Source organism: Streptomyces anandii JCM 4720, from assembly GCF_014650655.1.
GTDB classification, from domain to species: domain Bacteria; phylum Actinomycetota; class Actinomycetes; order Streptomycetales; family Streptomycetaceae; genus Streptomyces; species Streptomyces anandii.
In genome coordinates this window covers 79,600-92,322 of record NZ_BMVJ01000008.1, presented here as the reverse complement: position 1 = coordinate 92,322, position 12,723 = coordinate 79,600, and the positions used below count along the sequence as shown (strand labels likewise).

Sequence of the window (12,723 nt, the reverse complement as noted above, 5' to 3'; positions counted from 1 at the left end):
CGGGGCCGCCCGGTCCGGAGGGGCCCGCGGACGACGGCGGGGAGATCACCCAGTCGTCCTCACCGCCGCCGAAGGCCGGGCCGCCGGGCTGGGGACGGCCCGTCTCCTGCGGGAACGGCGGAGCCTGCGGGCCTGCCTGCTGGAAGGCCTGCGGAGCGCCGCCGCGCGTGCCGGGACCGGCAGGGCCGCCGCCCTGCGTCGGACCGGGCGGCGGCGGAACCGGCCGCGAGGGGTCCTGACCGAAGGGGGACGGGCCGCCGGGACGCGGGTCGCCACCGAAGCCCGAGGGGCCGCCGGGGCCACCGGGGCCGCCCGGGCCACCGGGACCGCCCGGGCGCCCCTGCGGGTCGCCGGGGTACGGCGGGCCGGGCGGGATCGGCTCCGCGGGCCGGTTCACCTGGGACGGGCGGGAGCCCTGGTACTCGTAGGAGTCGCCGCCGAAGGCCGGGCCGGGCGCCTGCGGGAAGCGGCTGCCGGGACCCGGACCGGGGCCGGGGGCCGGCGGACGCGGGGCGGCCGGGGTGTACGAGGTGGCGGTGTTCGTCAGGAAGTTCCAGCGGCACTCCTCGCAGAACGGCGCACCGCCCTCGCGGGGCGTGCGGCACTGCGGGCACAGCTCCGGCTCGTGGTCCGGCACCGGGGACAGATGCGGACGCCCACCGGGCGCACCCGGACCACCCGGTCCGCCGGGGCCGCCGTAGCCACCGGGACCGCCCGGACCACCGGGGCCGCCAGGGCCTCGGGGTCCGCCCGGTCCGGGCGCGGGCGGGAAGCCGTAGCCGCCGGCCGGGGGCGGCGGGGGAGGCGGAGGCACGGCACCGGCCATGCGGTGACCGCAGACCTCGCACCAGTCGTCGGAACCCGACTGGTGTCCGTTCGGGCAGGTCGGCATGTCGGCGCTTCCCCCTCTCCTTTTCCGGCCCGGGGGCCGGTTTTCTCCCACCCCGAGGGGCCGGGCTCGCTGGCGTTCGCTGTCTTGCTGGGTCACTTCTTTACACGAACAGTCTTTGTGGACCGCGTCTCGAGAGTCATCTCGTCGGCGTCCTCGACCTTCGCCTTCAGTCGCACAGTACCTGTCGCGGCGTCGACCACGTCCACCACCTTCGCAAGCAGTTTCGCAGTATCCGCGTTCCCCGAGGCGCTGGCGAGCTGAACAGCACGCCCCAGTTTGGCCGTTGCTCCGTCGAAATCGCCCGCTTTGCGAAGGTCGAGCCCCTGTTGGATGGCCTGGGCCAGTTCGGCCTGGCCGGTGTAGTGGGCGACCTGCGGGTTGATCGAGGTGGAGGCGGCCATGTCGTCGGTCCACACGGCCCGCACCAGGCCCTGCGCGCCGAGGTTCTGTACGGTTCCGTCCGGTTGCGGGACGACCAGTGAGACCCGGGCGGCCAGCATCTCCTGCCCGATGTTCGCGGCCGGCACCTCCACGCACAGGTGGTAGTCGCGGGACTCGTCGCCCCAGGAGCCGGTCGGGTAGTCCCCTGCGCGCGGACCGGCCTCCGTGCGGCGGTCGGTCAACTCCTCCACCGTCGGCGCGACTTGCTTGACGAACTTGATCGCCGTGCCGACCGGGGTCCACACCCGCAGCGCGACGTCGGCGACCTCCTTGCCCATCGCCGTCTCCATCATGTGCGTGAAGTCGGCGGCCAGCGCCGCCGGGTCGGCGACGATGTCGGCGGTGCCGAGCAGCGCCGAGGCGATCCCTGTGACTTCTTTCACTTCCCAGTCGGTGCCCACGCCCCGCGCGTCACAGGTGAAGCGCCCGGCGCACTCCTCGAGCGTCCGCTTCAGGTCCTCGGGCGCCTCGTGCTCGTTGCGGCCGTCGGTGAGCAGGATGCCGTGGCGGATGGAGACGTCCGCCGAGGACAGCAGCCGGTCGGCCAGCCGCAGCCAGGTGCCGATGGCCGTGCCGCCGCCCGCGGTGAGCTTGCGCAGCGCCTGCTTGGCCTGCTCGCGCGTGGTGGCGTCGGCGACCGCCAGCCGTCCGCCGCCGGGGTAGACCTCCTTGGCCACGTGCGTGCCGCCGATCACCGCGAAGTGCACGCCGTCGCGCAGGGTGTCGATCGCGGCCGCCGTGGCGTCGCGGGCGTTGCGCATCTTGGTCGGCGGGTAGTCCATCGAACCCGAGCAGTCGACCATGACGGCCACCGCCGCGGACGGCCCGTGCCCCGGCGTGTACAGGTGCGGCGCCGAGACCGCGGTCCCGACGGTGCCGCCGCCGGTCGCGGTCACCGTGACGATCGCGTTGACCTCCCGGCCGCTCTCCGGCAGGTACTCGTTCTGGTACACGTCCACCGAGAACTGCGGCACGTTCGACTTCGAGAAATTGGCCATGCCTTCTCAGATCCCCCTCGGGACCCCGCGAACGGGCTCCCCCTTCAAGGCCCCCGCGAACGGGGACGACGACTGTGAACGGACCGGTCCCCTCCGATCCTGTGAGGCTTCCCCGTTTCCCCGTGCGGAAGTCCCGGTACGGGCCGGGACCACCGCCCCGTGCCGCGTCCCGTGTCCCTCAGGCCGATCCTGCCCCCTGCGGCGGGGCGGGGAACGGCAGGACCGCCACTGTTACGTTGTCGTGGCCCCCGCCGTCCAGGGCGTGGCCGACCAGCACCCGGGCGCTGTGCAGGGGCCGTACGGCCGCGTCGAGTGGGACGGCCTCGGCCATCTCCTCGGCCGTCTCCGCGTAGTTCCACAGACCGTCCGTGCACACCACGACCACGCCGGGCCGGTCGGGCTTGAAGGACGCGGTGTGCGGCTCCAGTTCGTAGGCGTCCGCGCCGAGCCAGCCGGTGATCGCGTGGGCGCGCTCGTCGGCGTACGCCTCCGCCTCGTTCATCAGGCCCGCGGCGACCATCTGCGCGGCCCAGGAGTCGTCCTCGGTGAGCCGGGCCGCGGGCGCGGCGCGGTCCACCGGCACCCAGTAGGCGCGGCTGTCGCCGACCCAGCCGACGACGAGCAGCCCCGAGGTGACCACCGCGCCGACGAACGTGCAGGCCGGCGCGTTCTGATGGGGGGTGTGCTCGCGGGCCGTCGCGGGCTCGCCGGCCAGCGCGTCGACCGCACGCGCGGCCGCGACGATCGCGTCGTGCATGGCCTGCTGCGGGTGCGTGCCGCGCGGGAGCGCGGCCAGCAGGCAGTCGCTCGCCGCGCGCGAGGCGGCGAGCGAGGCCTCGTCGGGGCGGGTCGCGGAGGACACGCCGTCGCAGACGACCGCCACGACCGCGGGCGAGCCGTCGGGCAGCGCGGCCCGGCCGACCGCGAAGGCGTCCTCGTTGCGGTGGTGGCGCAGGCCCCGGTCGCTGACCGCGGCCACCGGGCCGTCCTCCTGCTCCATGTGGTCGCGCTCGCGGGGCTGGGCGTGCCCGCAGTTCTCGCAGTAGCCGTCGCTGTCGACGCGGCCCGCGCGGCAGGCCACGCAGACCGCGGCGCCCTCCTCGGCCGCGGCCTCGGCGGCCACCCGCGGGTCCGGCGCCTGGAGGGGGTACTCGTCGGGCTCGGCGGGGCGGTCGAACCGCACACCGGAGGAGGCCTGCGCCGGCTGCCGCGGGTGCGCGGGCGCGGGGGCCTCGGCACCGGAGGCGTCCGGCCGCGCGGCGTACGGCGGCCGGCCCGGGCCCTGCGGGTCGTCGGCGGGCGCGGCCGGACGCGGCACCGCGCCGCCCGACATGGTGAGCGTCGGCGTGTCGTTCTGCGGTACGGCGGCCACGGACAGGTCGTGTCCGCACGCGCCGCAGAAGCGGTCGCCCGACTCGAGCGGCTCCGCGCAGCTCGGGCACTTCGACAGGGCGGCCTGCGGGGGCATCTGCGACATCAACTACACCCACGTCCGGGGGCGGTAACGGTTGGCACGTTCCACCAGGTCGATCCTCTCCTCGCCGCCGGGCGCCAGCCGGGCCAGCATGCGGTACGAACGCTCCAGGCCGAAGCGGAGTCCCCGCTCGTCCAGGTCGCTGCCGAGCAGCACCCGCCGGGCGGCCGGGTCGGCGTCCCGGCCCCCGGAGAGTATCCAGTCCAGCGCGCAGCCGAGGACCTCCGCCGACAACTCCTCGCGCCGGGCCGGGTCCAGGCCGTACGCCTGCAGCGCCTCCACCTGCCCGGCCGCGGCCGTCACATCGTCCAGGAACGGCGTGTCGGACGCCGCCGCCGTACGGTGCCGCAGCCGCGCCCGTACGGCCGCGACCCGCGCCGCCGTGTAGTGGATGGACGACTCCGGCACCGACTCCAGCGTCCGTACGGCGCCGCGCCGGTCGCCGGCGGCGAGCTGGACGCGGGCCAGCCCGAAGGCCGCGCTCACATGGCTCGGGTCGGTGGACCACACGAGGCGGTAGTACTCGGCCGCGTTGTCCAGCTGGCCCAGCACCTCCGCGCACAGGCCGAGGGCCAGCTTCGGCGCGACCTCGCCCGGGAAGGCGTCGTAGATCGCGTCGAAGGCCAGGGCCGCCTCCTCGTGGTCGCCGGTGACCAGGGACGCCACGCCCCGGTACCAGACGACCCGCCAGTCGTCGGGGTCCTCCTCCTCCAGCGCGCGCAGCGCGGCCAGCGCGGTGGCCGGCTCCCCGGTCTCCAGCCGGGCGCGGACCTGGCGCAGCCGGGTCTCGGTGGAGGGCGCGGGCGCGGCGGCCAGGGCGTTGACGAGTTCGGCGGGCGCCGACGTCAGCAGGCCCGCGAGGAAACCGGCGTTGGGGTCGGAGGGGTCCACGTGCGGCACGGGCAGCGCGAGCGCGGCGGCGGGGGAGTCGGCCGGCTTCACCAGGGCGGGGGCGGTGGAGCTCGCCGGGCCGGTGGTGCTCGTGGGTCTGCGGGTGCGGGGTGCCCGTGTCCCGAGCCGGGAGACGTCACCGTCCAGCTTCGGGAACAACTCCGTGTCGGTGACCTTGAGTTCCGGTCCGAACAGTGTGGACAGCGCGGGCCGGGCCCGGCCCGTCTGCAGGGACACGACCTCCCGCAGCACACCCGTCAGCTGCTCGGCCATCTCCTGCGCGGAGGCGAACCTGCGGGCCGGGTCGGGGTCGGTGGCGCGGACCAGCAGCCGGTAGAAGGACTCGTAGCGGCGGAAGACCTCGATGGTGTCCGGGTCGGGCAGGGAGTCCACGAAGACGTTCGTGTAGCCCTGGAAGTCGAAGGTGAGCACGGCGAGCGTACGGCCCACCGTGTACAGGTCGCTGGCCACCGACGGGCCGGCCTCCGCGACCTCCGGCGCCTGGTAGCCCACCGTGCCGTAGATGGCCGACTCGTCGTCGTCCGTCCTGCGCACCGCGCCCATGTCGATCAGCTTCAGCTGGTCCTCGGTCTGGATCGCGTTGTCGACCTTGAAGTCGCAGTACAGCAGGTTGCGGCTGTGCAGATGGCCGAGCGCCTCCAGGGCCTCGATGCCGTACGCGCACGCCTGCTCCACCGGCAGCGGGTCGCGCTTGCCGTCCGGGGTGCGGCGGGAGTTGGCGATCTCCTTGAGCGACTTGCCGCCGACGTACTCCATCACGATGTAGCCGTCGAGCGAGCCGGTGCGCTGGTCCAGGTGCTCCACGAAGTTGTAGATCCGCACGATGTTGGCGTGCTCGATCTCCGCGAGGAAGCGCCGCTCCGAGATCGCCGCCGCCATCGCGTCCTGGTCGCCGGTGTCCAGCAGGCCCTTGAGCACCACCCACCGGTCCGACACCGCCCGGTCCACGGCGAGATAGATCCAGCCCAGACCGCCGTGCGCCAGACAGCCCGCCACCTCGTACTGGCCGTGCACTATGTCCCCGGCCTTCAGCTTCGGCACGAAGGAGTACGGGTGGCCGCACTTGGTGCAGAAGCCCTCCGTGCGCCCCTGCCGCTCGCCACGGGCCCGGCCGACCGGCGCCCCGCAGTCCGAACGCGAGCAGAACCGCTTGCGCTCGGGGACCTCCGGGTTCTCCAGCACCATCGACCGCGGGTCGGGCCGCGGCACCTGCGGCACCTGCACCAGCCCGGCGCCGAGCCGGCCGCGGCCCGAGGAGCCCGACGTCGAGCTCGAACCGCGCACCGACACCGAGCGGCCGCTCGTCCGCCCCGACAGGGAGCGCGAGAGCCGGCCCGACACCGAACGGCGCGACTTGGAGGACTGCGACGACGTGCGCGAGCTGCGGCCGCTGCGCGCGGAGGGGTGCGAGCCGCCGCTGCCCCCGGAACCGCCCGAACCGCCCGAACCGCCCGAGCCCGGTGAGCCTTCCGAGCCGTGTGCGGGCTTCGCTCCGGACGTCACACCGGTGGGCGGTGACGAGAGCGAGCCGTTCGACGACACCACCGGCGCGAGGCCGCACGTGTCGCAGTACAGCTCGCCGCCGCCCACGTCCTCGTAGGCGCCGCCGCAGTCCGGCCGCTGACAGGTCTGCCCCGCCTGACTCATGACTTCCCCCCGCCGTCACCGTCTTCGGGCGTGCTCCGGCCCGGCACACGCGCGGTGCCGAGCAGTTCGCCCGCCGCCTGCTGGTAGCGCAGCACGGCCTGCTCGGCCACCCGCAGGTCACAGGGCGCGCTCCACAGCATGCGGCGCGCCGCGTCGTACCGCTCCACCAGCAGCGGATCCTCCGCCAGGCCGTGCCGGGCCACCTTCGCCTTGTACGCGTCGAGGCGGCCGCGCAGCTCCGCGCGGACCGCGAGCGGGGCCGTGACCGCCGCCAGCGACTCACGCGCGCGCAGCAGTTCGTCCTCGGCCTTCTCCTCCAGCGAGTCCAGCAGCGGCGACAGGCGGTGCCACTGCGCCTGCCTGCGGTACTCGGCCGCCGCCGCCAACTGCTCCTGCAGCGCGGTCGGCGGGCCGCTGACCACCGGGACCTCCGTGGCCGCGATCTTCGCCAGCACCTCCCCGCGCGCGGTGCGCGCCTCGGCGAGCGTGCGGTCCGCGCGGGAGAGCACGTCACGCAGCTTGATCAGGCGCTGCTCGGCGTCCTGCCGGACGGTGAGCACCGCGTCGATCTCACGGCGCACCTCCTCCAGCGCGCGCGCCTCCCGGTCGTACACGGTGGTGTCCGGGCGTCCGCCGCCCGGGGCCGAACTGCCCTGCGCGGGCACCCAGAAGGCGAGCGGGTCGGAGACCACCTCCTCGCGCAGCCTCGTCAGCGTGCGCGTGATGCGCTCCAGGTCGTCGCCCGCCGGGTGCTCGCCCGGCCGTACGCCCACCGAGTGCGCGAGCCGACGGGTGCGCTGCAGCTCCGCGGCCAGTAAATCGATCCGCGCGGGCAGCGCCGACCACACCGCGTCCGCCGCGACCACCATGTCGAGGCCCGACGCGTACAGCTCGTTCATCCGGTCCACCAGCGAGGCCAGCGAGAAGCTGTGGCTGAGCCGGCCCGGACCGGCGTGCAGCGTCGGCGCGCCGGCGGTCGCGCCGGCCGTCGCCGCGTCCGCGACCGTGACGGATTCGCCGCGCAGCAGTTCGGTCAGCTCCACCAGGTCCTCGCGGCTGGACCAGCGGCGGCGGGCACGGATCTCACGGGCGGTGCGCAGGGCGCCCGCGTACGCGTCGAAGTACGCCCACAGCAGCGTTATCGACGCCTCCGTCGCCGCCCAGCGCTCCTTGGTCACGCCGGTCAGCTCGGCGCCCTCGAGGAGTCTGCGGCCCGCGTGGTCCTGCAGGGCGAGGAGCGAGGTCTCGATCGCCTCGTGCTCCGCGCCGAGCCGCGCCAGCGCACGGTCCACCTCGTCCCGGTCCATCACCGGCCCGGCGGGGTCCGTGACGCCCATCGATCACCTCTCGCTGCGATGTTTCGGTCGACAATTCTGGGGAGTTGCGGTGCTTGCGTTCTTGCGGTGCCTGGACCGGCACCGGGTTGCTGTGTTCGCTTGTCGTCAGCGGTAGTTCGCCGCCGGTGGTGTCGCCGAGCCGGAGCCGTCGCCGAGCGTGGCGGAGAGCCACTTGTCGTACGACTGCTTCCAGGCGCCGTCCTTGCGGTAGTTCTCCAGTGTGCGGTTGACCTGGCGTACCAGATCGTCCGCTCCCAGCTTCATCGCCACGCCGTAGTACTCCTTGGTGAAGGTGCCGCCCTTCAGCTCCACCGTCGGGTCCTGCGCGGCCTGGCTCGCGGCGAGCGCGCCGTCGGTCACCACCGCGTCCACCTCGCCCAGTTGCAGCCGCACCAGGCAGTCCAGCTGGTTGGGGACGGTGGTGGTGATGTCGGTGGATGCGGGCAGCGTGCCGTCCCTCTTGTCCGCGGACAGATGGTCGTACGCCGTCGAGCCGGTCGCCGAGCAGACGCGCTTGCCGGCGAGCGTCTTGTCGTAGCCAGTGATGGCCGACGTCTTCGGGGCGAGGACCTGCTGGCCCGTCAGGAAGTACGGCGCGGAGAACGCCACTTGCTTCAGCCGGTCGCAGGTGATCGTCATGGTGCGCACCACCATGTCCACGCGGCCGCTCCTGATCGCCGGTATGCGCTCGTTGGTGGGGATGGCCCTGAACTGGATCTTGTCCGCGTCGCCGAGGATGTCCTTGGCGATGCGGTGCGCGAGGTCGATGTCGAAGCCCTCGAGCTCTCCGGAGGAGTTGTTCGGGTTGCGGTAGCCCCAGTTGTAGCTGTTCTGGTCGACGCCGACCGAGAGGTAGCCCCGGCTCCTGATGGCGCTGACGGTGGGGCCGCCGGCCGTTGAGGGGGCGAGGCTCTGGTCCTGGGCGTTGTCGTCCTTGCAGTTGTCCGCCTTGGCCTGGGTGGCGAGGGCCGTGCCTCCGCTGCCCGTCGTCGCCTTGTCAGGGGCCTTGTCCGGAGCGCTGTGCGGCTGGGTGCGGGGCAGCAGGAGGACGAACGCCAGCGCCAGGACGCAGAGGGCCGCCATCGCCCCCACGCCGCCCCAGCCCCTCAGGCCGGCCTGCACCGAACGCGGACGTCGTGCTCGCATGGTCACGCCCCCTTCCCCTGCTTCCGTACCCCTCGTCACCGGTACTCCGACAGTCTGCGGCCGATGCCCAGCAGGGCGCCCGCCGCGCCGAGCACCGCGAGCGCGGCGGAGCCCTCCGGCAGGCCGGTCATCGCGCCCAGACCGTCGCCCGCCGCCTGCTTGAACTCGCTCGTCTCGTGCGTGAGCGCCGAGGCGAGCGAGGTGTCGACGTTGTCGAAGCACTCGCCCGTCGACTGGGCCTCGGCGCTGGTGCCGATGACCCTGTCCCTGGCCTTCTGGTAGTCACCCGAGTCGTTGGCCTGGCGGGCCAGTTCGTGGCGGGACTTCCACACCTTCATCGACTGGTTCGCCACCTGCACCGGCTTGCGGCCCGCCGAGTCGTCGGCCAGCGCGCCGGCGCTGGTGAGGGTCTTCGCGAGCTTGTCGATCTCCTGGTCGTACGCCCAGTCGTAGGCGTCCATGACCGTGCCGTCCTTCAAGGTCTTGGTCTCCGCGCCTCGGCTGACGAGGGTGAGGTTCTCGTCGCTGCGGGCCTTGAGGGAGGCGATACGGGCGTCGTGCAGCACGTTGAGCGAGCGGACGCCGTGGGCGTAGGAGCCGTTCAGGCCCGCGCGTGCCAGGGTGTGGCCCGTCAGCAGCCAGGCCAGGACGATGAACGTCGCGGTGGTGGCGGCGACCAGGCCGTGGTTCAGCACCCTGTTGGTGCGGCGGTAGTTGCGGCGCTGGGCCCAGGCGAGGGCGGCCAGTGCGACGACGCCGAGGGCCATCGCGGCCCAGGGGTACGGGGTCGCGTCCGCGTAGTCCGAGCGCAGGCGCTCGTTCTCCTTCTGGTACAGGTCCTCGGCCGCCGGGAGCATCTGGTTCTGCATCGTGTCGTTGGCGGTGCGGAGGTAGGCGCCGCCGACCGGGAAGCCCTGGCGGTTGTTGGCGCGGGCGGACTCGACCAGGCCCTTGTAGCGCGGGAGGAGTTCGTTGAGCTTGGTGATGGTGGCCGCGGACGGGGAGTCCGGGTCGGAGTTGGCCGCGGCGGTGACGAGCTTGGCGGCGGCGGTGCGGATGTCCGCCTCGTAGCGGGTGCGGGTCGCCGTCGTCTCCTGGAGGCCTGCCAGGTAGCCGCTGCTGGCCATGGTGTTGGCGTCGGCCAGGGAGCGGTAGATGTCGGCGGCGTCGGAGCTGAGGGGCTGGCTGCTGTGCAGGACGTCGTCGGCTGCTGTGGCGCGGGACGTGGTCTGCCAGGCGGTTACCGCGCCGAAGGCGATGACCAGGGCCGCCAGTACCGCTCCGATGGCTCGGAGGCGGCCCGGTTCCGTGGTGGCGGCTGTGCGGAGGCGGTCGATGCCCTCTGCGAACGCCGTGCGGCGGTGGGGGGTTGGTGCGGTGGGGGGTGCGGGGGTGGGGGCGGGTGACGGTTGGGGCGGTACGGCCGGCAGCGTGAGCACAGTTCGGTTGTCCGGTGGTGCCAGGTTGTTGTTCTGTGTCACTTCGACCTCCCCCATGGTCATCCGTCGCCGCCAGTATCGCAGGTCCGGATCGGACTGCCCCTGCCATGAATACGCCGTGAGGGGCGGTTCGGTTCCCTTGGGGGCCTTCGGTGGGCGGTGGGTGCGGGGCCGTGGCCGTGGCGGCCCTCCGTTGTGGGGGGTTGCGGTCCGTCCCCGCCTACTCGAAGTGGGTGCGCAGGCGTGCCTGGGCTTCTGGAGTGGAGTGGAGGTGGTCCAGGCCCAGTAGGGCTGCTCCCAGTACGGGGCTCGCTGTGACTACTTGGGGGACCGCCTTGGGGGCTTTGGTGGTCAGGCGTTCTCTGATGTTGTCGTTGAGGATCGGGTGCTGGGCTGCCAGGACACTGCCGCCCAGGAGGACCGGGGTTTCCTCGTTCAGTAGGTCCAGGCGGGTCAGGGCGACTGTCGCCATGGCGACCACTTCTTCGGCCAGGCGGTCGATGATCCCGCGGGCGATGGGGTCGCCCTGCGCTGCCGTGGTGAACAGGACCGGGGTCAGTTCGTGGCGGCGGTCCTGGTCGATGTGGTTGAGGTGGAGGGCCTCGATCAGGGCGTACATGGTGGGGAGGCCGAAGTGGGCCGGCAGGGTGGCCGTCAGGGCGGTGGCCCGGCCGCGGCCGTCCTCCGCTCTGGCCGCGTGCCACAGGGCCTCCTCGGCCAGGGCCCAGCCGCCGCCCCAGTCGCCGGAGATGCGGCCCAGGGCCGGGAAGCGGGCCGTGCGGCCGTCGGGGCGCATGCCCACGCAGTTGATGCCGGCGCCGCACACCACGGCGACGCCGCGCGGTTCGGCCACGCCTGCCCGCAGGATGGCGAAGGTGTCGTTGCGGACCTGTGTCGTCGTGCCCCACGCGCGTGCGTGCAGGGCCGCCGCCAGTTGTTCCTCCTCGACGGGGAGGTCGGCGTTGGCCAGGCAGGCGGAGACGTGGGTGACGGAGGGCAGGCCGGCGGAGGTGAGGGCACGGGTGGTGGTTTCGGCGAGGGTGTCCACCGCCGTTCGGATGCCTACCGCCGGGGGGCGGAAGCCGGCTCCGCGGGCCGTGGCCAGGACGTCTCCGTCGGACGTCACTACCGCCACGTCGGTCTTGCTGTTGCCCGCGTCGATGGCGAGGACGCTTGCGGTCAGGCCCACGCGAGGTGCTCCCGGTTGTGCGCGATCAGCTGGTCGGTGAGGGCTTCGGCGTACTCGTACTGGCCTACGAGGGGGTGGGCGAGCAGGGCGCGGAGGACGCGGTCCCGGCCGCCGCGCAGGGCCGCCTCCAGGGCCAGGTCCTCGTACGCCGTCACGTTCGCCGTCAGGCCCGCGTAGAGGGGGTCGACGGGGGGCACGGGCAGGGGGATCGCGCCCTTGGGGCCGACCGCCGCCTGGACCTCGATCACCGCGTCGTCGGGGAGGAAGGGCAGGGTGCCGCGGTTGTACGTGTTGACCACCTGGTAGGGGCTGCCTCCGCCGCCCAGGAGGGCCGCCGCCAGGTCCACGGCGGCCTCGGAGTAGTAGGCGCCGCCGCGTTTGGCGAGCAGGGCCGGCTTCTCGTTCAGGGCCGGGTCGCCGTACATGGTGAGCAACTCGCGTTCCATCGCGGCTACTTCCGCGGCGCGGGAGGGCTTTGTGCGCTGTTCGGCCACGACCTTGTCGTGGGCGTAGTAGTAGCGCAGGTAGTAGGAGGGGACGACGCCCAGGCGGTCCAGGAGGGGGCGCGGGAGGCGCAGGTCCTCGGCGATCGCGTCGCCGTGTTCGGCCAGGAGCTTGGGCAGGACGTTCTCGCCCTCGGGGCCGCCCAGGCGCACCCCCGTCTCCCAGGTGAGGTGGTTGAGGCCCACGTGGTCCAGGTGGACGTCGGCGGGCGCGACGCCCAGCAGGGCGGCGAACTTGCGCTGGAAGCCGATCGCCACGTTGCACAGGCCGACCGCCCGGTGGCCGGCCTGGAGGAGGGCGCGGGTGACGATGCCGACCGGGTTGGTGAAGTCGATGATCCAGGCGTTCGGGTTGGCGCGGCGTACGCGCTCGGCGATGTCCAGGACCACCGGGACCGTGCGCAGGGCCTTGGCCAGGCCGCCCGCGCCGGTGGTCTCCTGGCCGACGCAGCCGCAGTCCAGCGGCCAGGTCTCGTCCTGCTGGCGGGCCGCCTGGCCGCCGACGCGGAGCTGGAGCAGGACGGCGTCGGCGCCGTCGACGGCCGCGTCGAGGTCGGAGGTGGTGACGATGCGGCCGTTGTGTCCCTGGCGGGCGAAGATGCGGCGGGCCAGTCCGCCGACCAGCTCCAGCCGGTCCGCCGCCGGATCGGCGAGGACCAGCTCCTCGATGGGCAGGGCGTCCCTGAGGCGGGCGAAGCCGTCGATGAGTTCGGGGGTGTAGGTCGAGCCGCCGCCGACCACGGTG

General features: G+C 73.5%; 8 protein-coding genes and 1 pseudogene. All 9 read right to left on the bottom strand.

Annotation, left to right across the window (positions count from 1 at the left end; all coding sequences use genetic code 11):
• Positions 1-892, bottom strand: a pseudogene (locus IE249_RS37485) (FHA domain-containing protein); the annotation flags it as partial.
• Positions 893-984: 92 nt separating this feature from the next.
• The gene (locus tag IE249_RS16350; RefSeq protein WP_189705557.1) at positions 985-2,331 is read right to left on the bottom strand and encodes a vWA domain-containing protein; all 1,347 of its coding nucleotides are present in this window, start codon (positions 2,329-2,331) and stop codon (positions 985-987) included.
• Between the two features lie 178 nt (positions 2,332-2,509).
• Complete coding sequence (locus tag IE249_RS16345; protein WP_189705556.1) at positions 2,510-3,808, bottom strand: PP2C family protein-serine/threonine phosphatase; 1,299 nt, start codon at positions 3,806-3,808, stop codon at positions 2,510-2,512.
• 3 nt (positions 3,809-3,811) lie between these two features.
• Complete coding sequence (locus IE249_RS16340; RefSeq protein ID WP_189705555.1) at positions 3,812-6,364, bottom strand: serine/threonine-protein kinase; 2,553 nt, start codon at positions 6,362-6,364, stop codon at positions 3,812-3,814.
• Positions 6,361-7,701: a coiled-coil domain-containing protein gene (locus tag IE249_RS16335; protein WP_189705554.1), complete on the bottom strand. Its 1,341-nt coding sequence runs from the start codon at positions 7,699-7,701 to the stop codon at positions 6,361-6,363. The genes IE249_RS16340 and IE249_RS16335 overlap by 4 nt, the downstream gene beginning before the upstream one ends.
• Positions 7,702-7,806: 105 nt before the next feature.
• Positions 7,807-8,847, bottom strand: coding sequence for a glutamate ABC transporter substrate-binding protein (locus IE249_RS16330; RefSeq protein ID WP_189705553.1), 1,041 nt, complete (start codon positions 8,845-8,847; stop codon positions 7,807-7,809).
• 35 nt (positions 8,848-8,882) lie between these two features.
• Positions 8,883-10,343: a GlnX family signal transduction membrane protein gene (locus tag IE249_RS16325; protein ID WP_229858640.1), complete on the bottom strand. Its 1,461-nt coding sequence runs from the start codon at positions 10,341-10,343 to the stop codon at positions 8,883-8,885.
• Between the two features lie 163 nt (positions 10,344-10,506).
• Entirely contained in the window at positions 10,507-11,475 is a 969-nt protein-coding gene (locus tag IE249_RS16320; protein ID WP_189705552.1) for an N-acetylglucosamine kinase, read from the bottom strand.
• Positions 11,466-12,723: 6-phospho-beta-glucosidase (locus IE249_RS16315; RefSeq protein WP_229858637.1), on the bottom strand; the 1,258-nt coding region annotated here is incomplete at its 5' end. The genes IE249_RS16315 and IE249_RS16320, both read right to left, overlap by 10 nt.

Excerpts from the sequence above, each read along its gene's own strand:
- IE249_RS16350 (WP_189705557.1), bottom strand. The coding sequence starts at position 2,331 with ATGGCCAATTTCTCGAAGTCGAACGTGCCGCAGTTCTCGGTGGACGTG.
- IE249_RS16345 (WP_189705556.1), bottom strand. The coding sequence starts at position 3,808 with ATGTCGCAGATGCCCCCGCAGGCCGCCCTGTCGAAGTGCCCGAGCTGC.
- IE249_RS16340 (WP_189705555.1), bottom strand. The coding sequence starts at position 6,364 with ATGAGTCAGGCGGGGCAGACCTGTCAGCGGCCGGACTGCGGCGGCGCC.
- IE249_RS16335 (WP_189705554.1), bottom strand. The coding sequence starts at position 7,701 with ATGGGCGTCACGGACCCCGCCGGGCCGGTGATGGACCGGGACGAGGTG.
- IE249_RS16330 (WP_189705553.1), bottom strand. The coding sequence starts at position 8,847 with ATGCGAGCACGACGTCCGCGTTCGGTGCAGGCCGGCCTGAGGGGCTGG.
- IE249_RS16325 (WP_229858640.1), bottom strand. The coding sequence starts at position 10,343 with ATGGGGGAGGTCGAAGTGACACAGAACAACAACCTGGCACCACCGGAC.